The organism is Rhizobium mesosinicum (assembly GCF_019511345.1).
Lineage (GTDB): Bacteria > Pseudomonadota > Alphaproteobacteria > Rhizobiales > Rhizobiaceae > Rhizobium > Rhizobium mesosinicum.
This window is the reverse complement of the sequence record NZ_JAEUAK010000003.1, coordinates 567,769-590,549: the sequence shown is the minus strand read 5'-3', so window position 1 is coordinate 590,549 and position 22,781 is coordinate 567,769. Positions and strand designations below refer to the sequence as shown.

Sequence of the window (22,781 nt, the reverse complement as noted above, 5' to 3'; positions counted from 1 at the left end):
ACCATGACCGAAAAACTCGTTATCATCGGTAACGGCATGGCGCCTGGGCGCATGCTGGAACATCTCTTCGAACAGGCACCGGGCCGCTATCAGGTCACGATCTTCAACGCCGAGCCGCGCGTCAATTACGATCGCATTATGCTGTCGCCTGTTCTCTCGGGCGAAAAGACCTACGAGCAGATCGTCATCCATGGCGACGGCTGGTACATCGACCATGGCATCACCCTCTACAAGGGCCACAAGATCATCTCGATCGACCGCGACAGGAAGACGGTCACGTCGGATCATGGCGTGACCGAGGGCTATGATAAGCTCGTCATCGCCACAGGCTCCGTGCCCTTCATCATTCCCGTACCCGGCAAGGATCTGCCTGGCGTCATCACCTATCGCGATCTCGACGACGTGCAGGCCATGCTGCTTGCCGCCCAGTCGCGGCAAAAGGCGATCGTTATCGGGGGCGGCCTGCTCGGTCTGGAAGCCGCGGCGGGTCTTGCCCAGCGAGGCATGGATGTCACTGTATTGCACGTCATGCCGACACTGATGGAGCGCCAGCTCGATCCCGCCGCCGGTTACCTCTTGCAGAAGGCCGTCGAGGAACGCGGCATCAAAGTCATCTGCAAGGCCAATACCAAGCAGATCATCGGCAACGGCAAGGTGGAAGGTGTCGAGCTCGACAACGGCACGATCATTCCGGCCACGCTCGTCGTCATGGCGGTCGGCATTCGCCCGAACGTCAACCTTGCCAAGGAAGCCGGACTTGCCGTCAATCGCGGCATCGTCGTCGATGCCGGCATGCAGACCTCCGACGGCAATATCTATTCCCTCGGCGAATGCGCCGAAGTCGGCGGCATGGTCTATGGCCTTGTCGCACCGCTCTACGAGATGGCCCGCGTGGCAGCCTCCCATCTGGCAGGCGATACCAAGCCGGGCTTCGTACATTCCGACACGCCGACCAAGCTCAAGGTCACCGGCATCGAGCTCTATTCTCTGGGTGATTTCGCCGACGGCGACGACCGGCAGGAAATCGTGCTGCGCGATGCAACCGCGGGCGTTTATAAGCGCTTGGTATTAAAGGACAATCGCATCATCGGCACCGTGCTTTATGGCGAAACCTCCGATGGCGCCTGGTTCAACGACCTGAAGAAAAAGGCTGTCGATATCTCCGATATGCGCGACACATTGATCTTCGGCCAGGCCTATCAGGGAGGGTCCCCGCTGGACCCTATGGCGGCCGTTGCAGCCTTGCCGGATGATGCGGAAATCTGCGGCTGCAACGGCGTCTGCAAGGGCAAAATCACTTCAACAATCACGGCCAAGGGGCTGACATCGCTCGATGACGTGCGTGCCCATACCAAGGCTTCGGCCTCCTGTGGCTCCTGCACCGGCCTTGTCGAGCAGCTCATGTGCTTGACGCTGGGGGATGCTTATAACCCAAAAGCCGTGCAGCCTATGTGCACTTGCACGGAACTCGGCCACGACGATGTGCGCCGCCTGATCAAGGCAAAGAAGCTGAAGACCATTCCGGCCGTCATGCAGGAGTTGGAATGGAAGACATCGGGCGGCTGCGCCAAATGTCGCCCGGCACTTAATTACTACCTCGTCTGCGACTGGCCGGATGAATATGCCGACGACTACCAGTCGCGTTTCATCAATGAACGCGTCCACGCCAACATCCAGAAGGACGGTACCTATTCCGTCGTGCCGCGCATGTGGGGTGGAGTGACCAGTTCCGGCGAACTGCGCGCCATCGCCGATGTCGTCGACAAGTTCGCGATTCCGATGGTCAAGGTCACCGGCGGCCAGCGCATCGATCTGCTCGGCGTCGAAAAGGAAGACCTTCCGGCCGTCTGGGCCGATCTCGGCAAGGCCGGCTTCATCTCCGGCCAGGCCTATGCCAAGGGCCTGCGCACGGTGAAGACCTGCGTCGGTTCCGACTGGTGCCGCTTCGGCACGCAGGATTCCACCGGTCTGGGCATCCGCATCGAGAAATTCATGTGGGGCTCCTGGACGCCGGCAAAGCTGAAGATGGCAGTGTCAGGATGTCCGCGAAACTGCGCCGAGGCCACCTGCAAGGATATCGGCGTCATCTGCGTGGATTCCGGCTTCGAGATCCACTTCGCCGGTGCTGCAGGTCTCGACATCAAGGGCACGGAGGTGCTCGGCCTGGTGAAGACCGAGGACGAAGCGCTCGAACATATCGTGGCGCTGACGCAGATGTACCGCGAGCAGGGCCGCTATCTCGAGCGTATCTACAAATGGGCCAAGCGCATCGGCCTCGATGAGATCCGCCGACAGATCATGGAGGATCACGACAAACGCAAGGCCTATTACGAGCGCTTCGTCTTTTCCCAGAAATTTGCCCAGGTCGACCCCTGGTCGGAGCGTGTCTCCGGCAAGGACAAGCATGAATTCCGGCCGATGGCGACTATCGGTTTCAGTCAGGCAGCCGAGTGAGGAGAACCATCATGAACTGGCACCCGATCGGCGATGTCTCCGATATTCCTCTGCGTGGCTCCCGCTGCGTGAAGACCCCGCATATGAACATCGCCGTCTTCCGCACCGGCGAGAATGAGGTCTATGCGATCGAAAACCGCTGCCCGCACAAAGGCGGGCCCCTTTCGGAAGGCATCGTGCACGGCAATGCCGTTACCTGCCCATTGCATAATTGGGTGATCTCGCTGGAGACCGGCAAGGCGCTCGGTGCAGACGACGGTGCGGTGCGGACCATCCCGCTCAGGAACGAGGGCGGCACACTCTATATCGCGCTCGAAAGCCTTGTCATGGCGGCGGAATGATGGGAGCGGAAGTCAAGACCACCTGTCCCTATTGCGGCGTCGGCTGCGGCGTGATCGCCAAGGTGGACGAGACCGGCACCGTAACAGTGAAAGGCGACCCGGAGCATCCGGCCAATTTCGGTCGGCTCTGCTCCAAGGGTTCGGCGCTTGCTGAAACGATCGATCTCGATGGTCGCCTGCTCCATCCTGAAATCAAGGGCAGACAGGCAAGCTGGGATGAGGCGCTCGATCTTGTCGCCAGCAGGTTTTGCGAGATCATTGCCCAACATGGCCCTGAGTCCGTCGCCTTTTATGTCTCCGGTCAGCTTCTGACGGAGGATTATTATGTCGCCAATAAGCTGATGAAGGGTTTCATCGGCGCTGCCAATATCGATACCAACTCCCGCCTCTGCATGTCTTCCTCGGTCGCCGGCCATCGTCGCGCGTTCGGCTCGGATACGGTGCCGGGCCTCTATGAGGATCTGGAGCTTGCCGATCTCGTCATACTGACCGGGTCCAACCTCGCCTGGTGCCATCCCGTCATCTACCAGCGGCTCGCAGCCGCCAAGGCGGCCCGGCCGGGTCTGAAGATCGTCGTCATCGATCCGCGCCGGACGATGACCTGCGACATCGCCGATCTGCATCTGGCCATCCGTCCGGATGGTGACGTCGCACTCTTCATGGGACTGCTCGCCCATCTCGCGGCAAGCTCTGCTATCGACCAGAACTATATCGGTGCCTATACGGAAGGTTTTGGAGCGGCCTTTGCCGCTGCCGCCGCGTTGACATCGGACGAGGTGCTTGACCGTACCGGCCTGCCGGCCATGCAGGTAAGAGAATTCTTCCGCCTGTTCGAGACGACCGAGAAGGTCGTCACCTGCTACAGCCAGGGCGTCAACCAGTCCGCTTCCGGCACCGACAAGGTCAATGCCATCATCAATTGCCACCTGGCGACGGGGCGTATCGGCCGACCGGGCACGGGACCGTTTTCGCTGACGGGACAGCCGAATGCCATGGGCGGCCGCGAGGTCGGTGGCCTTGCCAATATGCTGGCAGCCCATATGGCGATCGAAAGCGCTGGTGATCGCGACCGAGTGCAGCGCTTTTGGAATGCGCCTTCTATTGCCGCCAAACCCGGCCTGAAGGCCGTCGATCTGTTCGGCGCTGTGGAGGAAGGCCGTGTCAAGGCGCTCTGGATCATGGCGACCAATCCGGTCGTCTCCCTGCCGGATGCACGCCGCGTCGAGGCGGCCATTGCCGCCTGCCCCTTCGTGGTCGTCTCCGACATGGTGCGCGAGACCGATACGACGCAGCATGCGGATGTGCTGCTGCCCTCCCTCGGCTGGGGCGAGAAGGACGGAACGGTCACCAATTCGGAACGCCGCATATCGAGGCAACGTCCCTTCCTCACCCTGCCGGGAGAGGCGCGCGCCGATTGGTGGCAAATGGCAGAAGTCGGCCGCCGGATGGGCTTTACCGCCTGCGACTACACGTCTCCGGCCGATATTTTCGCTGAGCACGCGGCACTCTCCGCCTTCGAGAACGATGGAGACCGCGACTTCGATATCGGCGCCTATGCTGACATACAGCAACCCGTTTACGATGCGCTGGAACCGTTCCAGTGGCCGCAGCCATACGGAACAGAGGCAAGAGAAACACGGTTCTTCTCCGACGGCGGTTTCTTTCATCCCGACCGCAAAGCGCGTTTCGTTGCCGTCGAAGCGCCGGCAACCGACAGAACAGATGCAGCCTATCCGTTCACGCTGAATACGGGTCGCATCCGTGACCAGTGGCACACCATGACACGGACAGGAAAAAGCGCGCGGCTGTCATCCCATATCGCTGAACCCTTTGCGGAAATCCATCCACGCGATGCGATGGAACTCGGCGTGGCCGATGCTGCCCTCGTGCAGATCGAAAGCAGCTATGGCAAGGCGATCATCCGTGCGCTGGTGACCGACCGGCAGGCACGCGGCAGCGTCTTCGTGCCGATGCACTGGAGCGACCAGAATTCGGCTGAAGCGCGGATAGGCGCCGTTATCAAACCAGCGACGGACCCGGTTTCGGGGCAGCCCGCTTCGAAGAATGTCGCGGTTGCCGTCAGCCGCTACCGCGCTGCCATGTATGGCTTCGCCGTCAGCATGGCAAAGCCTGACGTGGTGGACGCAGATTACTGGGCACTCGCCAAGGCCGATGGCGGATGGCGGCTGGAGCTTGCCTTCCGTGACGGCATCGAAGACTGGGCAGCCTGGTGCCGAAAAAGCTTCGGCATTGCCGACTATATCGAGCCATTGGGTTATGCCGACCAGCAATCGGGCGACCGTCGCATCGCCTTCTTCGAAGGAGAGAGGCTGCTTGCCGCTCTCTTTCTCGCAAGAGAGCCGGTTGCCGTCGCGCGCAATTGGGCGGTATCGCAGCTGACTGCCGATCACGGCGATCTGCGTCGCCGCTTTGCCATCATCGCCGGCCGACCGGGTGCAGACATGCCGGATCCGGGTGCAACGGTCTGTTCCTGCTTCAGCGTCGGCGTCAACCAGATCGTCGCTGCCGTTCGTTCCGGCTGCCGCAGCGTCGAGGCGATCGGCAGCGAGCTCAAGGCCGGCACCAATTGCGGTTCGTGCCGCGCCGAAATCAGGGGGATCATCAATGCCTGTGTTGCAGACGCTGCCGAATGATATTGCCGACCGGGCGCCTGCCCGCATGGCGCCGCTCGCCAAGCTGCCGGTCTTCTGGTCGCTAGCCGGGCACCGGGTGATCGTCGCCGGTGGTTCGGATGCCTGCGCCTGGAAGGCGGAGCTGCTCGCCGCTTGCGGTGCAAGGGTTGATATCTATGGCGAGCGCCTCGGCGAGGCCTGTTCAATTCTCCTCGAACGAGGCTCACCACATCCGGAAGGTGCTATCATCCACCGTCCAATGACGTGGCGCGAAGACGTTCTTGCAGGTGCGGCGCTTGCCGTAGCGGACTGCGAGAGTGAGACAGAGGCTCGAACGTTTTTCGAGGCGGCGCGGCGAGCCGGCGTTCCGGTCAACGTGATCGACAAGCCTGCTTTCTGCCAGTTCCAGTTCGGTTCCATCGTCAACCGTTCGCCCGTCGTGGTATCGATCTCGACGGACGGCGCCGCCCCCATTCTCGCCCAAGCCATTCGCCGCCGCATTGAGACGCTGCTGCCGACATCCCTGAAATCCTGGGCGGCGCTTGCCCAGTCGCTGCGCGAAGAGATCGCTCTTCGTCTGAAGCCTGGCGCAGAACGGCGCGTCTTCTGGGAACGCTTTGTCGATCGTGCTTTCGGAGCTGAGCCAACGGAAGCAAGCGCTCGCGATCTGCTTGCCGATATGGGACGGCCGGCTCGGGCGCGCGCCCCCGGACGGGTGACGCTGATCGGCGCCGGTCCGGGCGATGCGGAATATCTGACGCTGAAGGCCGTGCGAGCATTGCAGGCCGCCGATGTCATCCTGTTCGATGATCTGGTGTCGGATGAGGTTCTGGAACTGGCGCGGCGCGAGGCAAAGCGCCTGCTCGTCGGCAAACGCGGCGGGCGCGAAAGCTGCCGCCAGGAAGACATCAACGAGATGATGCTGACTTTCGCCAAGGCCGGCAAGAACGTTGCCCGGCTGAAATCCGGCGACCCGATGATTTTTGGCCGCGCCGGCGAGGAGATCGCCTATCTGAAGCAGCATAACATTCCGGTCGAGGTCGTCCCCGGCATCACAGCGGCGAGCGCCATGGCGTCGCGGCTCGGCATTTCCTTGACTCACCGCGATCATGCGCAGAGCGTGCAGTTCGTCACCGGACATTCGCGCCATGGCAGCCTGCCCGAGACGATCGACTGGCAGGCAATCGCAGACATACGAAAGACGACGATCTTCTACATGGGCGGACGCACCGCCGGAGCAATCCAGAGCAGGTTGATCGAGGCTGGCCTCGATATAAAAACGCCCGTCGTGATCGTCAGCTCTGTCGCCAATGCCGACGAACGGCGCTGGGTCGGCAATCTGGACGGCCTTTCTTCGGCCATGGCGGAAATGGGCCTCGACCGGCCCGTACTGATCGGCGTCGGGGAGGTCTTTGCGGCTTGCGATCTGATGGCTGAAGCCGATCTGCCGTTCGTTGCCCAGGCGTAAGGAAGCGCCGAAACGCTGAGCAAAAGCCTTGCCTCGTCAACCTCACGCCGCGGTTACGCCATTTTCCAGCAATGCCTTGAGATCACGAACGGGCGGCGCTCCAAACTGGCGGGCATATTCCCTCGTGAACTGCGTGACGCTCTCATAGCCGACGGAATAGGCAGCCGAACTGGCCGGAACGCCTTCCAAGATCATCTGCCTTCGCGCCTCGATCAGGCGCAATTGCTTCTGGAACTGAAGTGGCGACAATGTGGTCACCGTGCGGAAATGCTGATGAAATGACGAAAGGCTCATGCCTGCCGTCTCGGCAAGCTCATTCACCCTTAAGGGACGAGCGAAGCCTTCGCGGATGATGGCAACGGCACGACCAATTCTCTCCGCGTGGCCATCTGTCTGACCGAGCGCCCGGATTGAGGCTCCGTGCTTGCCGGTCATTAGCCAGAAGTGCATCTCCCTTAGATGCTGTCTCGCCAGGATTGGCATGACTGAGGGCCGATCGATGAGGCCCATGAGCCTGGCGGCGATGTCCGCGACCTCTGTTTCGGTCGGGTCTACGTTAACGGGCTTCGAGGTCGACGCTGCCGCCGGACCAATTTCGGAGTTCAGTTCACGGATCAGGGCCAGGTCGAGTTCGAGAACGAGAGAGTAATAGGGAGCAATGCGGCTTGCCGTCATGATCTGGCTCACCGTGGGAACGTCGGCGGTGATCAGGAGACTATCGCCTGCGCCGAAATCGAATGTCTCCGACCCGATGCTCACTCTCTTTCGACCCTGGAGTACCAGCGCAACCAGCGGCCTGTTGATCGCAAACTGGATTTCGCTTGGGTTCAGGGCGCGGATTGCCGTCAGACCGGTGATCGGAGTTGCTGCCGCTCCGAAGCGATCGACGTTGATATCCGCATGACGGCGGACGATCTCCAGCAAACTCATTAGAACTCCGTGCGACGATGGAGAAAAAGGCAAGTCGAAATTGCGGCGGGCCTTCAACAACGCCAGACTACCAAGTCTTTAGGCGCTCTCGCAAGGCCGTGGGACGATGCAACTCCTCGCTTTTGGACAAATAGGCAATTCGTTTGGAGAAATAGGCAGCAGTTCCGGTTAGGCTGGAGGCATTGTGTCGATCAGCAGTCATCACAAAAGGAGTTGACCTATGACGACGATCTCACTCGTAACCGGCGGTAGCCGCGGCCTTGGACGCAACACCGCCGTCAGCATCGCCAAGCATGGTGGCGACGTAATTTTAACGTACCGAAACGGCGCGGAAGAAGCCACCGCTGTCGTTGCCGAAATTGAAGCTCTCGGCCGCAAGGCGGTGGCGCTGCAGCTCGACGTCGGCACCACATCGGCATTCCCAGCCTTCGCGGAAGCCGTTCGATCCGCCCTGAGGGTGACCTGGTCGCGCTCCAGCTTCGATCACCTCATCAACAATGCCGGTCATGGCGAGATGGCAAGTTTCGCGGAGACCACGGAAGCCCAGTTCGACAATCTATTCAATGTCCACGTCAAGGGCGTCTTCTTCCTGACCCAGACCCTGCTCCCTCTCCTTGTAGACGGCGGTCGTATCGTCAACTTCTCGTCCGGCCTCACCCGCGTTTCCTATCCTGGGTTTTCGGCCTACTCCGCAGCGAAAGGCGCGGTCGAAATCCTGACGCTCTACATGGCGAAAGAGCTTGGGAGCCGCGGCATCACGGCGAATACGGTCGCCCCGGGTGCGATTGCGACAGATTTCCTGGGCGGCGCGGTTCGCGATACGCCAGCCTATAACGAGGCGTTCGCAAACATGATCGCCCTTGGCCGCGTCGGTCTGCCGGACGATATCGGCCCGATGATCGCCAGCTTGATTGGCCGTGACAACGGCTGGGTTACGGCACAGCGTATTGAAGTATCTGGCGGCCAGAATATCTAGTCAACCTGGGCCGGTTCGGGTTTCCGCTGGACCGGCCTTGAATGCCTTCAATGCAGCCGCCCTTTCCCGAGGACTTTCTTGTTCTTTGAGGCGAGACAAGGCGATAGCCTTCAATACCAGCATCGTCGGGAGGGCACCGTGGACTCGATTGAGCCACCCCCCCGGCGGCATTGAACGTCCTGCATTGCGAAATTCTGGTTGAAGCAATTTTACTTTAGACCAATGTTTGCTTCGCTCTAACGACCTCACCATGCACGCCACGATCTAATCCGTGACATTCGGTAGTGTTTTGCTCAAACATTTTGCGGCATTGTCCGATTCTCTTTTAGGCGACACGAGATCTGACATGCCCTCGAGACTGAATCGCAAATTGCAGCTGCCGCGCCGCGACGACCTCGGCCTTCTGACAATCGCCAATGGCTCCGGCCTTTCCATATCCGCGCTGCCGAACGGCACGCTGTTTTCCATCGACTATGCCGATAGCCTCGGAACGGTACAGATCAACCAGATCCAGGGATCGCCGCTCTCCGGCGGCGTCGGACGCCTCTATCTGCGGATCGGTGGCAGGAAGCCTGCCGTTGCAGAGATCGTCGGACCACGGGCCCAGGGTCGCTTTGGCCATAGTGAGGCAGGCTTCTCCTGGAGTGGCGAACTCGCAGACATCCACTATAACGTGAGCCTGGTGCTTGCCCCTTCCGAAACGACATGGTTCTGGCATGTCACGCTTGCGCATTCCGGTACGGAAAAACCGCCGGCCGATCTCGTGCTGGTTCAGGATATCGGCCTCGGCGACCGCGGTTTCCTGATGAACAGCGAGGCCTATGCCTCACAATATATCGACCATCATATCGCCGAGCATCCGGCCTTCGGCCCTGTAGTGATGAACCGGCAGAACCTCAAGCAGGGCGGCGGGCGCAATCCGTGGCTCGCGCAGGGTTGCCTCGAAGGTGTCGCCGCTTACTCCACCGATGCGATCCAACTGGTCAAATCGGCCACTGACGAGGACGGTCTTCTCGTCGGTCCCTTCGGCACCGATCTGCCGAGCCAGCGCCGGCAGCATGAAATGGCCTGCCCGGCCCTTCAGTCGAAGCCGCTTTCCGTTTCAGCCGAAGGCGTAACCGCGACCTTCTTCGGCCTGTTCCTAAACGATCATCAGGCGGCATCCGACAATGCCGATCTTTCTCGCCTTGATCATCTGAACGTTCCCAAAGCGACGGCAGCCGGACCGGCCGAGCAAGCGCCGCCGCGCAGCATCCTGCAGGATGCCGGGCTGCTGACGGTCGAGACGCTCAACGATAAAGCGCTTGCCCGACTCTACCCTAATCGCATGCTCGAAGAGCGCGTAGACGGAAACCTGCTGTCCTTCTTCGTGCCCGAGGGCGCTCTTAATCGCCACGTGGTTCTGCGGGAAAAGGAACTGCAGGTCGCACGCCGCCATGGAGCAATCGTGCGCAGCGGCCAGAACATGCTGCTTGACGATGTCACCCTGGCATCCACCTGCTGGATGCAGGGCATCTTTGCCGCGCAGCTGACGATCGGCAATACATCCTTCCACAAGCTGTTTTCGGTCTCCCGCGATCCCTACAATCTGACGCGGACCAGCGGATTGCGCATCCTCGCCGATGTCGGCCATGGCTGGCAGCTTCTCGGCGTGCCCTCGGTCTTCGACATGGGCCTCAGCGACTGCCGCTGGATCTATCGGCTTGCCGACCGCACCGTCACCGTGACGGCCACGGCCTCCGGCGAGGATCCCGCGATGCAGTGGGCGGTCTCCGTCGAGGGAAAGCCCTGCCGCTTCCTGGTCTTCGGCCATCTCGTTCTCGGCGAGCGGGAACATGACACGAGCGGCTACGCCGAATTCGACGACGATGCAAAGCGCATCCTCTTTCGCCCGGACCCGCATTGGCTATGGGGTGAGCGTTTTCCCGATGCCAGCTATTGGCTTGTGAGCTCCACACCAGACGCCGTTGAGGCGATCGGCGGTGACGAGCTTCTCTATGGGGATGGCGCCGCCCGCAACGGCGCGTATATCGCCTTGCGCTCCACCGAGACACAATCACTCTCTTTCGCCGTCGTCGGCTCGATGACGGACAAGGCAGAGGCCGAACGTCTGGCGGACCGCTATGCAGGCGGCGTCATACAGGAAACGATGCTGGCTCCGGCATCGCGTTTCTGGCAGCACGCCATTCGCGGTCTGACGCTCGACAAACCAAAAGCCGACGCTCAGGCACACGCAGCAATGCTGCCCTGGCTGGCACATGACGCAATCGTGCATCTGAGCGTGCCGCATGGGCTGGAGCAATATACCGGTGCCGCCTGGGGCACGCGCGATGCCTGCCAGGGACCGGTGGAATTCCTGCTCGCCTATGAGCATGATCTCGAAGCCAAGGAGGTCGTGAAGACGGTCTTCAGCGAGCAGTACCTGGAGAAAGGTGACTGGCCGCAATGGTTCATGCTGGAGCCCTATTCCAACATCCGCTCCGGCGACAGCCACGGCGATATCGTCGTCTGGCCGCTGAAGGCGCTCTGCGACTATGTCGAAGCGACCGGTGACCTTGCCATCCTCGATGAAGAGGTGGCCTGGCGCGATGACAAGACTATGGGCAGAGCGCCGGCCGATACGATCGCCGTCCATGTCGACAAGCTCCTCGATACGGTGCGCGAGCGTTTCATTCCCGGCACGCATCTGATCCGCTACGGCGAAGGCGACTGGAATGACTCCCTGCAGCCGGCCGATCCGCATCTGCGCGACTGGATGGTGAGCAGCTGGACCGTTTCCCTGCTTTACGAACAGATCGTGCGTTATTCCGCGATCCTGCGCCGTATCGGTAAAGGCGCTGACGCCACCGAACTGCGCAAGATCGCCACCGCCATGCGGCGGGACTTCAACAAGCACCTGATCCGCGATGGCGTTGTCGCCGGTTACGGCATCTTCGATCCCGCCCACGACGGCGTCGAGCTGCTGCTGCATCCCGATGACCAGCGCACAGGGTTGCACTATTCGCTGATCTCGATGACGCAGGCGATGCTCGGCAAGCTCTTCACGCCGGAGCAGCGGCAGGCGCATATGAAGCTGATCGAAAAGCACCTGCTTTTCCCTGATGGCGTGCGCCTGATGGAGAAACCCGCGACCTATGCCGGTGGCCCGGAAACGCTGTTCCGGCGCGCGGAATCCTCTTCCTTCTTCGGCCGCGAGATCGGCCTCATGTATGTCCATGCCCATCTGCGCTACTGCGAGACGCTCGCCATCGCCAGAGATGCGAAGGCGCTCTGGAAGACGATCGGCCTCGTCAACCCGATTGCCGTCACGGATGCCCTGCCGCATGCGTCGCTGCGCCAGCGCAACACCTATTTCAGCAGCAGCGATGCCGCTTTCCCCGATCGCTATCAGGCGATGAGCAGCTGGGATCAGGTCAAGAAGGGCGAGATCGACGTCGATGGCGGCTGGCGCATCTATTCCAGCGGCCCCGGCCTCTATGCCCGCAGCTTCATCGAAAACATCCTCGGCTTCAAACGCCGCTTCGGACGGCGCAAGCGCGAACCGCTGCTGCCGTCGTCCGCATCGATCACGATCAAGGCGGATCATGCGCCTTGGCGCCGGTTGAATGCTCCATCGACGGCGCCGAAGGGAAAGAGCTAGAGCAATTCCAGAAAAAGTGGCAGCGGCTTTCCATCCGGAATCTTGGAAAACAATAGGATAGAGCGCTTCCTCCGATTCCGCTTCGGCTCGGAAGCGCTCTAGAAGATAGCTTCGTGCCTGCCGGAAAGGCTTCAGCTGATCGCGGGGCCTGCATAGGATGCATAGGCATTTTCCCACGCCCTCTAAAAATGTCAGATTATCAGCTGTCATATATGTGGCTGACATCTCTCACGTAGCGGCAGAAACATCCTATGCATCCTATGCAGCAAGGACGCAGTCTCACTCTGTGTGATTGTTATTGGCTGGCATCAAATCGGTCACTATCGCCACGTCCTCGCCAATGAGACCTGCTCCTTCTCCAGAGCATGGAACGCACATATCGGTCGTCGTTCCGGTTCACTTTATAACGTAATATCAGTCGCTTATTCGATAAGTCGTTTGTTTATCGATAAAACGTTTGTTTCAGGCAAAATAGATGATAACGTTTCAACTAAATTGAATGCATGACGGTAGCAGTCGATGTTTGGGAGGACATGACATGACCAGCAGCAGTAGATTTATGCCCGAAATCCGTCGCCGCACCCTTCTTGCCGGCGCAGGAAGCGCTGCGCTCTTGGCCGTCACCGGAGCGGGACGGGCTCAGGATTCAATCAGCGGCGAACTGGTCGTTCTGAACTGGATCGGCGGCTCCGAACTCGAGATGATGCATTCGATCCAGAAGGCCTTTCTGTCGAAATATCCCAATGTCACGATCCGCGAGGTCGCCATCACCGGCCAGGGTGACATGCGCGGCGGTATCCGCACCGCGCTGATGGGCGGCGAAGTCGTCGACGTGCTCTTCAACACTTGGCCGGCCTTTCGCAAGGAACTTGCCGATGCCGGCATGCTGCGGCCCATCGACGACCAGTGGAAATCCTTCGGATGGGATAAGCTTGTCAGCCAGTCCTGGAAGAATCTCGGCGCCATCGACGGCAAGACCTACGGCCTGACTTACACGTTCGGGGACCGCTCCGGCGTCTGGTACAAGAAGGAGCATCTCGCCAAGGCCGGTATTGCCGAACCCCCGAAGACCTGGGACGAGTTTGTCGCCTCCTTCGCGAAGCTCACTAAGGCCGGCTACGCAGCTCCGGTCGCGATCCCCGGAAAATATTGGGCACATGCCGAATGGTTCGAAACCCTGCTGCTGAGAACCGCGGGCGTCGAGACGGCGACGAAGCTTGGCGCTCATCAGATCCCGTGGACCGATCCCGCCGTGAAGACGGCGCTGACGAAATATGCGCAGATGCTGACCGCCGGCTGCTGCGGTGCGCCAAACGCGATGCTTGCCAATGACTGGGACGGTGAAGCCGATCAGGTCTTCCAGGCCGATGCCAAGAACTATCTGCTGATCGGCATGTGGTTGAACAATCGTGCCAAGAACGATTACAAGCTCACTGAAGGCAAAGATTACGGTCTCTTCCAGTTCCCGTCTCTCGGGATGGGCCATGACGATACGTCGAGCGTCGACGCCAAGGAGCTGCTGGTGACGACGAATGGCCCCAATCCGAAGGCGGCGGACGCCTTCCTCGATTTCTGGACGAGTGCCGAGGCCGCCAACATCCTTGCCAAGGCCGGCTATGCTTCACCGAGCAGCAATGTCGATGCCTCGCTCTATGGCGAAGCGCAGAAGGTGGCGACACAGGCGGTCGCAAGCTCGAAGCTGCAATTCGTGCTCGGCGACCTGCTGCCCGGCGATCTCGTCGACGAATATCGCGTGCAGTTGCAAAAATTCCTGCAGGATCCGTCCGATGCCAATATCGACACGGTCCTTGCGGCTATAGAGACAAAAGCCAAGGGTTCCTACTGATGGCTGACACCTCCGCTTCCCCGGCGCGGGAAGCGGCGGGCGTGATGCAGGGTTCTCCGCCGGCGGCTGGCATCAGAAGCCATCGGCGTCTGCTCAGGAACACGCCCGCCGCGCTCATCCTGATTGCGCCGGTTATCGTATTGTTTGCGATCGCTGTGATCTACCCGCTGGTCGAGACGATCCGGCTGAGCTTCTGGGATATCCAGGGGCTGAGAAAGCCCGCCTTCATTGGCTTCGGAAATTATACGCGGCTCTTTGCCGACGCGGCTTTTCGCAGCACGTTGCTGACGACCTTGATCTTCACCATCGGCACGACTGCGATCTCGGTTGCGATCGGCTGGGTTCTGGCGATGCTTTGCGCTTTTGCGCCACAGCAGACCCTGCCCTTCCGCGTGATGATCTTCGCAGCCTTCGGTATTTCGGAAGCGGTCTCCGGCTATATGTGGATCGGCATCTATAGGGCGGATGCCGGTGGCCTTCTCAATTCGCTCATCCAGTTCCTGGGTTTTCCCGGTTTTGCCCATGCCTGGCTGGGCGACGCCAGCACCGCCCTCTGGGCGCTCATCGTCGCCGCCTCCTGGAGCGGTGTCGGGCTGCCGCTGATGCTGATCTTCGCCGCCATCCAGGCGATCCCCAAATCCGTGCTCGAAGCCGCTTATATGGATGGAGCCAAGCCGGTTTCGACCATGCGGCACATCATGATGCCCCTGTCGATGCCGGGCGTACGTGTCGCCGTCTTCATCAACCTTCTGTCGGCTCTGCGCGCCTTCGACATCATCTATATCCTGACCGGCGGCGGACCGGTGCGCTCGACGGAAACTGTCGGCTATTTCATGTACCGGGAATCCATGACCCAGTTCAAACTGGGCTATGGCGCGGCAGCTACCGTCATCCTGCTGCTTGCTGTCCTGATCGTCTCCATCCCCGCCATCATCCAGCGAACGGCCGGTGCGAAATGATCGGAAAAGCTCCCCGCTGGATTATCCTCGTCGTCGGCGTCATCGCCTTCATCTGGGTGATTCCGATCATCGGCATCGTCGTTACCTCGCTGCGCCCGCCCGAAGGCGTATCGCTCGGCTGGTGGCGTTTTGACCATTTCGATCTGACGCTCGATGCCTGGCGCCGGGTCTGGGACAAGTATCCGCTTGCTGACTCCATGTGGGTGACGATGAAGACGGCTGGTATCGCGACGGCGCTCACCATGCTGCTGACCCCGGCGGCCGCCTATGCCTTCCACTTCCTGACCTTCCCCTTCCGACGCGTGCTCCTGATCATCATCATCAATGCATTCGTGCTGCCGCAACAGGTGGTCATCATTCCGCTCTTCACGCTCTGGCGCGACATGGGACTGATCGACAACATTCTCTCTGTGCTCATTCCCTATGTCGGGCTGTCCTTCGCCTGGTCTATCTTCCTCGTCAAAAACTTCTTCGAGGATTTTCCGCGCGAACTCGTGGAGGCCGCCAAGATCGACGGCTGCGGGCCGCTGGCAACATTTCGCCATGTGGTGCTGCCGAACAGCCTGTCGCCGATCTTCGCCGTCGGCATCCTGCAGTTCCTGTGGACATGGAATGCGCTGCTGCTGCCCATGCTCTTCTTGCGCAGCGATGTGCCCCTTCCCGTTCTGCTCGCCCGTATCTCCGGCAGCTACGAGATCAATTGGGACCTGAGATCGGTGGCAGCCATCATCACCACCATCGTTCCCCTGCTCGTCTTCCTCGTTTTTCAACGTCAGTTCGCCGCCGGCTCCCAGACAAGCACCGGCGCAAAGGAATAGAACCATGCCCAAGACCACGAACAAGCCGCTGCGTTACCGTCAGATCCATCTCGATTTCCATACGTCCGAACATATTCCCGGGATCGGCGCCGATTTCGACCCGGACACCTTCGTTTCGACGCTGAAGGCAGCTCATGTCGATTCCATCACCATTTTCGCCAAGTGTCACCATGGCTGGTCCTATTACCCGACAAAGGTCGGCAAGCCGCATCCGCAACTTGCCCGCCCGGACCTTCTCGGTGAGATGGTGAAGGCGCTTGCCGCAGCGGATATCGAAAGCCCGATCTATATCTCGGTACAGTGGGACGAGCTGACGGCACGCGAACATCCTGAATGGCGCGCCATGAGCGCATCGAACCGCTATCATCACGACCGGCCGACCGACCCTTCCGCCGGCAAGCAGCTCAGCCCCGCGTGGCACACGCTCTGCCTCAATCATGCGGGTCTCAGGCACTACATCCTCGAACAGGCACGCGAGGTCGCGCAGAACTATCCGACGCAGGGGCTCTTCTTCGATATCATCCTGACGCCGGACTGCGTCTGCCCGGCCTGCGTCGAACGCATGCTGTGCGAAGGCCTCGACCCTGAAAACCCGGCCGACCGCCTGAAGAACGACGAAGCCGTCAACGAGCAGTTTCGTCGTGAGACCAGCGAGGCGCTATTTGCGGAGTTTCCGGGCCTGCGCGTCTTCTACAACTGCGGCCACATCCATAAGCAGGGGCCGGAACGCTTCTCGACCTATTCGCATCTCGAACTCGAAAGCCTGCCGACGGGCGGTTGGGGATACGACCACTTTCCCTCAAGCGCCCGTTATGCGGCAACGCTCGGCATGGACTTTCTCGCCCATACCGGCAAGTTCCATACGTCTTGGGGCGAATTCGGCGGCTTCAAACATCCAGATGCACTGGAATACGAATGTGCCCAGATGATTGCCCTTGGCTCCAAATGCCTGGTCGGCGACCAGCTTCATCCGAACGGAGCGATCAACCCCGATACCTACGCCTCGATCGCGCCGGCCTATCATCGTGTCGAAAAGCTCGAGCCCTTTCTGGAGGGCGCCAAGCAGATTTCCGAAATCGCGATCCTTTCGGCGGAACACATGAACCCGAAAGGCGCGCGCAACCATCCAAGCGATGACGGCGCCGCCCAAATGCTGCAGGAGCTGAAACGGCCTTTCGACGTCATCGATAAATCCGGCCGCTTCGAGCAATACCGGCTGCTGATCCTGCCGGATGAAATCCCTGTCGATGCCGCACTTGCCGCCCGGCTCAAGTCCTATCTCGCCGGCGGCGGCAGGATCATCGCTTCCTGGCGTTCGGGTCTTGATGAAAACGGACGATTTGCCGTCGACTTCGGCATCGAAAGGGGATCTGCGCCGGTCGCTTTCAAGCCAAGCTATGTGAAAGCCGGAAAGGATCTCGATCCGTCCATGCCGGAAACGGCCTTCGTTTTCTACGATGATGCCGAAACCGTCCACTCCGTCGGTGCAACGGTGCTGGCCGGCATCTATCCCTCCTATTTCAACCGCTCCTACAAGCATTTCTGCTCGCATCAGCATGCGCCTGACGACCCGGATGCCGATATGCTGGGAGCGGCAGTCACCGAACACGAGGGTGCCGCCTATGTCGCCTACCCGATTTTCCGTCTCTACCGGGCGATGGGCCAGCCCCTCTACAAATATGTTGTCCGCGGACTACTCGATCGCCTCGTTCCCAATCCGGCCATGGTTACCGACTTGCCGTCTTCCGGCCGGGCGACGCTGACGCGCCAGATCGAGCATGATCGCCATATCCTGCATCTGCTCTACGGGCCGCCGCAGATCCGCGGGAAGGATGTGCGCGGCGACGACGGCTCGACGCGGATGATGGAGATGATCGAGGACATTCCGGCGATTGGCCCGGTCAATGCCACTGTGCGCCTGCCGGCAAAACCGAAGCGCGTTTTTGACGCGATGACAGGAGAGGATCTTGCCTGGGATGCGGGTGACGATGGTGCCATCAACATCACGGTGCCGCGCCTGCGCATCCACAGCGCCGTGATCTTCGAAGGCGCATAATGCAGATTGAAGTAAGGGAGCCGTCGGACTTTGCTCTTGCCGCCCGCGATACTGGTGGGCGGCGGAGCGCTGGGCTATACGACGGAAAGGCGCCTGGCCTGGCGCGATTTCCCATGGATGAGTGCAGGAGCCCGCTCGAAATGCAACAAACGGACCAGACGGCCGGAAGGAGGCGCGGAGCCACGATCATCGACGTTGCCAAGGTGGCGAACGTCGCCGTCGGCACTGTGTCGCGCTATCTTAACGGCCAAACGATCCGTCGGTCGAACCGCGAACAGATCGAGCAGGCTATCCAGGATCTCGGTTACCGGCGGAATGCTGCAGCTGCCTCTATCCGCACCGATCTCACCCATATGATCGGCTTCCTGGTGCCGACCTTCGACGAGTTCCATGCCCGAATGCTGGAGCATCTTGCTCATTCCGTGCGTCAGACCGGAAGGGCGCTATTGACCTACTGCCACGGCGGCGATCCGCGCGTGGTGGCCGAGGCCCTGGATTTCTTTGCGGCACAGCGCGTCGATGCGCTTGTCATGGACGGCACGGCGGAAGTCTATGATCGCGTCGACGACCTGATCCACCACGACATCCCGATCATCTTCTACAACAACGACGTCCGCGGGCTGGCGGCAGACCGGGTGATGGTGGAGAACCATCGCGCAAGCCACCGCATCGTCAGCCACCTCATCGATCTCGGCCACACCCGTATCGGCATTCTGACAGGCGATCCACGCAATTCCTCGGGGATCGAACGGCTGGAGGGCTATGAGCAGGCGCTGCGCGACCGGGGCATTGCAATCGATCCGGCACTCGCAGTGCGCGGCAACTGGCGCATGGACGGCGGTTATCAGGCGACCAAACGGCTGATGTCGCTCGAAGACCAGCCGACCGCGATCTTCTCGGCCAACTACGGCATGGCGATCGGGGCACTGAGCTGGCTGAAGGAAAACGGCCGGCATGTGCCCGAAGATATTTCGCTTGCGAGCTTCGACGATGTGGCGATCTTCCGGCTCTACGAAGCCGGTATCACCGCAGTCGCCCAGCCGGTCGCAAGCGTTGCCGAAACCATTACCGACATTCTCGTGGAACGTCTGACGGAGCCCTCCGGGGGAGCGACACGCAGCGTCGTCCTTGAATGCGACATCATCCTGCGAGGCTCGACGCGACGGATCACCTGACGCGCTGCCCGCCAGCGGTTAAAGGGAGGAAGCTTTGGCCCGCGTGGAATTGCACGATATCGACAAATCCTATGGTAGCTTTCGAGCCATCGAGGGCCTGAACCTGAGCATCGACGACGGTTCGTTCACGGTCTTCGTCGGTCCCTCCGGCTGCGGAAAATCAACGCTTCTGCGCATGATCGCCGGCCTTGAGAAGATCACCGCCGGCAACCTCAAGATCGATGGGCAGCGCATGAACGACGCCGACCCGATCGAGCGCGGCGTGGCCATGGTCTTCCAGAACTACGCGCTCTATCCGCACATGACAGTGGAGCAGAATATCGGCTTTTCGCTGCGTATGGCCGGCATGGGCAAGGCCGATATCGACCGCAGCGTCGCTGCGGCGGCAGCCACCTTGCAGATCGAAGCGCTGTTGAAGCGCAAACCTGCGCAGCTCTCGGGCGGTCAGCGCCAGCGCGTTGCGATCGGTCGGGCGATCGTGCGCAACCCGGCCGTTTTCCTGTTCGACGAACCCCTGTCGAACCTCGATGCGGAACTCAGGGTCTCGATGCGCGTCGAGATTGCCAAGCTGCATCGCCGCATCGGCGCGACGATGATCTATGTCACCCACGACCAGACGGAGGCGATGACGCTCGCCGACAAGATCGTCGTTATGCGGGCCGGCAAGATCGAGCAAGCCGGCACGCCGGACGCGCTCTACGCCGATCCCGACAATTTCTTCGTCGCCGGCTTCATCGGCTCGCCGCGGATGAATTTCCTCGATGGTACGCTCGGTGCGGATGGGGTGATCAAGCTCGATTGCGGCACGGTTTTCACAGCCGGCATCGTTGGTCAGGCTAAGGAAATGCCGGTCAAGGTCGGCATCCGCCCGGAACATTTCTCGGGGCAGGATGAAGGCGACGGCGCAATCGACGTCAAGGTCGAGGTCGTGGAAAACCTCGGTGGAACCCGTTTCATTTATGGCACGCTCAACTCCGGCCAGTCCGTGATCGTCGAGGACCGTTCGGAGAGAGCCTTGCGCCCCGGCGAAACGGTAAGCGCCGGCTTTCCGAGTCGAAAGACGCTGCTCTTTAGCGTCGACGGCATGCGTATCCGCGATACCCGCCCGGCAAACAGCATTCCGGCAGAATGACGATGGCGGACAATCTTCTCTGGTACGACGTGCCGGCACGGCTCTGGACGGATGCGCTGCCCCTCGGCAACGGCCGGCTCGGCGCCATGGTGTTCGGCGACCCCATTTCCGAAAGGCTGCAGATCAACGAATCCACCTTCTGGGCCGGAGGACCTTATCGGCCGGCCAATCCCGATGCCTATGGTCACCTGGAGCGTGTGCGCGCACTGATCTTCGCAGAGCGCTATGCGGAAGCCGAAGCACTAGCCGAAAAGCATCTGATGGCCCGGCCGATCAAGCAGATGTCCTATCAGCCGGTTGGCGATCTCCATATCGATTTTCTGCATTCGCAGAGCGTGACAAGCTATCGCCGCACGCTCGATCTCGATACTGCAATCGCTACGACCTCCTACGTCGCCGAGGACACTGCCTTCTGTCGCGAGGCTTTCATTTCCGCCGTCGACGGCGTGCTGGTCATGCACATCTCGGCAGATCGGCTCCGCTCCATAAACTGCCGGATATCGCTCGACAGCCCGCAACAAGGCCAACTGATCGAGGGACAAAACTCACAACTGACCTTTTTCGGCGTCGGCAAGGACGAATGGGGCGTTGCCGCCGCCTTGCGCTTCGCCTTCAGCATCCGGGTGATCAATAAGGGTGGAACGTTAAGGGTCTCCGACGGCGTCATCTCGGTCGATGATGCCAACGACCTTGTGATCCTGCTCGATGCAGCGACGAGTTTCCGGCGTTACGACGATGTTTCCGGCGATCCGGATGGTGCCGTCTCTGCGCGTCTTTCAAATGCTTCTGCCCGCAACATGGAGCTCATGCGCAGGGACCATGTGGCCGAACATCAAAAGGTGTTCCGCGCCTTCGCCATCGACCTCGGTTCGACATCTGCAGCCAACGAGACCACCGATCGCCGCATCGCAGGTTTTGCCGGTGGACATGATCCCGCACTTGCCGCCCTCTATGTGCAGTTCGGCCGCTACCTGATGATCGCCTCCTCCCGCCCTGGCACCCAGCCGGCAAACCTGCAAGGCATCTGGAACGAGGAGACCAATCCGCCCTGGGGCAGCAAATATACTGCAAACATCAATCTACAGATGAATTACTGGCTGCCGGCGCCTGCCAATCTGCCGGAATGTATCGAGCCTCTTGTCGAGATGGTGGAGGAGCTTGCCGAAACCGGTCGCGAGATGGCACAAATGCACTACCGCGCCCGCGGCTGGGTCTTGCACCACAATACCGATCTCTGGCGGGCTACCGGACCGATCGATGGTGCGAAATGGGGACTTTGGCCGACTGGTGGCGCCTGGCTCATGGCGCAACTGCTCGATCTCAGCGATTATCTCGATGACCCCGAAGGCTTACGCCGTCGGCTTTTCCCGATTGCCAAGGCTGCAGCCGAGTTTATCTTCGATGTACTGGTTCCCCTTCCCGGTACCGCTTATCTGGTAACAAATCCTTCGATCTCTCCGGAGAACGTCCATCCGCATGGCGCCTCCCTTTGTGCCGGGCCGGCCATGGATAGCCAGATCATCCGGGATTTCCTCAATCTGCTGCGCCCGCTCGCAGTCTCCATCGGCGGCGAAGACGCACTGGTCTCCACGATCGACCGCGTGTTGCCGCACCTGCCGCCCGACAGGATTGGTGCTGCCGGTCAGTTGCAGGAATGGCTTGAGGACTGGGACCTGGAGGTACCGGAGATCCATCACCGCCATGTCTCGCATCTCTACGGCCTCTATCCGAGTTGGCAGATTGACATGGATGCGACGCCCGCGCTTGCTGCGGCTGCGCGCCGCTCGCTGGAAATCCGTGGTGACGAGGCAACGGGCTGGGGCATCGGCTGGCGCATCAACCTCTGGGCACGGCTTCGTGACGGCGATCACGCGCTCGACGTCGTCAAGCTACTGATCAGCCCTGAGCGGACCTATACCAATCTGTTCGACGCCCATCCGCCCTTCCAGATCGACGGCAATTTCGGCGGAGCCGCCGGCATTCTGGAAATGCTGGTGCAGTCTCGCCCTGGTGAAATTCACATGCTCCCGGCCTTGCCCAAAGCGTGGCCGCGGGGCTCATTGGGCGGTCTGCGGGTGCGCGGCGGCATGCTTCTCGACCTCGACTGGGAGAATGGCAGGCCCGTGAAGATTGCCATTTCGGCAGCACGGGATATTCAGACCGCCATCCGTTTTGCGAACGGCAGATTCGCCATCACCCTTGCCGCTGGACAGACTTTCATGGCGAGCAAGGACGACCTCTTCGTATAGAGATCGGGCCTCTACGCGAACTCGGCTTTTACCGGCCCACATTGGCTTCCAAACGGTGTCCGGCACGGCACGAGAGCTTCATCTTCAGGTCTTCAGCCCCAGCT

The 22,781-nt window shown here is 60.7% G+C and carries 14 protein-coding genes; 13 read left to right on the top strand and 1 reads right to left on the bottom strand.

Going from position 1 to position 22,781, the window contains the following annotated elements; translation table 11 throughout:
- Nucleotides 1-3 precede the first annotated feature (3 nt).
- Genes nirB through cysG form a run of 4 tightly spaced genes read left to right on the top strand, consistent with a single transcriptional unit; the run spans nucleotide 4 to nucleotide 6,896 of the window.
- A complete protein-coding gene (nirB, locus tag JNB85_RS10315) occupies nucleotides 4-2,454 on the top strand; it encodes a nitrite reductase large subunit NirB (RefSeq protein WP_220334227.1) in 2,451 nt (816 codons plus the stop codon).
- 11 nt (nucleotides 2,455-2,465) lie between these two features.
- Nucleotides 2,466-2,795, top strand: coding sequence for a nitrite reductase small subunit NirD (gene nirD / locus JNB85_RS10310; RefSeq protein WP_220334226.1), 330 nt, complete (start codon nucleotides 2,466-2,468; stop codon nucleotides 2,793-2,795).
- The gene (locus tag JNB85_RS10305) at nucleotides 2,795-5,449 is read left to right on the top strand and encodes a nitrate reductase (protein ID WP_220334367.1); all 2,655 of its coding nucleotides are present in this window, start codon (nucleotides 2,795-2,797) and stop codon (nucleotides 5,447-5,449) included. Before nirD ends, JNB85_RS10305 begins: the two co-directional genes overlap by 1 nt.
- Nucleotides 5,421-6,896 (top strand): siroheme synthase CysG, encoded by a 1,476-nt coding sequence (cysG, locus tag JNB85_RS10300; RefSeq protein ID WP_220334225.1) that lies wholly within the window; start codon nucleotides 5,421-5,423, stop codon nucleotides 6,894-6,896. The genes JNB85_RS10305 and cysG overlap by 29 nt, the downstream gene beginning before the upstream one ends.
- A 42-nt stretch (nucleotides 6,897-6,938) precedes the next feature.
- Here cysG and JNB85_RS10295 read toward each other — a convergent pair whose 3' ends face one another.
- Nucleotides 6,939-7,826 carry an AraC family transcriptional regulator gene (locus tag JNB85_RS10295; protein ID WP_220334224.1) on the bottom strand — a complete coding sequence of 296 codons (888 nt, stop codon included), beginning with the start codon at nucleotides 7,824-7,826 and terminating at the stop codon, nucleotides 6,939-6,941.
- 220 nt (nucleotides 7,827-8,046) lie between these two features.
- Between JNB85_RS10295 and JNB85_RS10290 the strand changes: the two genes are divergently transcribed.
- From JNB85_RS10290 to JNB85_RS10250, 9 genes are all read left to right on the top strand, one after another.
- The gene (locus JNB85_RS10290; protein WP_220334223.1) at nucleotides 8,047-8,802 is read left to right on the top strand and encodes an SDR family NAD(P)-dependent oxidoreductase; all 756 of its coding nucleotides are present in this window, start codon (nucleotides 8,047-8,049) and stop codon (nucleotides 8,800-8,802) included.
- Nucleotides 8,803-9,148: 346 nt separating this feature from the next.
- Nucleotides 9,149-12,442, top strand: a complete 3,294-nt coding sequence (locus JNB85_RS10285; RefSeq protein ID WP_220334222.1) for a GH36-type glycosyl hydrolase domain-containing protein — start codon at nucleotides 9,149-9,151, stop codon at nucleotides 12,440-12,442.
- Between the two features lie 538 nt (nucleotides 12,443-12,980).
- Nucleotides 12,981-14,288 (top strand): ABC transporter substrate-binding protein, encoded by a 1,308-nt coding sequence (locus JNB85_RS10280; protein WP_220334221.1) that lies wholly within the window; start codon nucleotides 12,981-12,983, stop codon nucleotides 14,286-14,288.
- The gene (locus JNB85_RS10275) at nucleotides 14,288-15,247 is read left to right on the top strand and encodes a carbohydrate ABC transporter permease (protein ID WP_220334220.1); all 960 of its coding nucleotides are present in this window, start codon (nucleotides 14,288-14,290) and stop codon (nucleotides 15,245-15,247) included. Before JNB85_RS10280 ends, JNB85_RS10275 begins: the two co-directional genes overlap by 1 nt.
- The gene (locus JNB85_RS10270; RefSeq protein ID WP_220334219.1) at nucleotides 15,244-16,065 is read left to right on the top strand and encodes a carbohydrate ABC transporter permease; all 822 of its coding nucleotides are present in this window, start codon (nucleotides 15,244-15,246) and stop codon (nucleotides 16,063-16,065) included. Before JNB85_RS10275 ends, JNB85_RS10270 begins: the two co-directional genes overlap by 4 nt.
- Before the next feature lie 4 nt (nucleotides 16,066-16,069).
- Entirely contained in the window at nucleotides 16,070-18,121 is a 2,052-nt protein-coding gene (locus tag JNB85_RS10265) for an alpha-L-fucosidase (RefSeq protein WP_220334218.1), read from the top strand.
- Between the two features lie 140 nt (nucleotides 18,122-18,261).
- A complete protein-coding gene (locus tag JNB85_RS10260) occupies nucleotides 18,262-19,296 on the top strand; it encodes a LacI family DNA-binding transcriptional regulator (protein WP_220334217.1) in 1,035 nt (344 codons plus the stop codon).
- A gap of 34 nt (nucleotides 19,297-19,330) precedes the next feature.
- A complete protein-coding gene (locus JNB85_RS10255; protein WP_220334216.1) occupies nucleotides 19,331-20,428 on the top strand; it encodes an ABC transporter ATP-binding protein in 1,098 nt (365 codons plus the stop codon).
- Between the two features lie 2 nt (nucleotides 20,429-20,430).
- Nucleotides 20,431-22,677, top strand: coding sequence for a glycoside hydrolase family 95 protein (locus JNB85_RS10250; RefSeq protein WP_220334215.1), 2,247 nt, complete (start codon nucleotides 20,431-20,433; stop codon nucleotides 22,675-22,677).
- Nucleotides 22,678-22,781 lie beyond the last annotated feature (104 nt).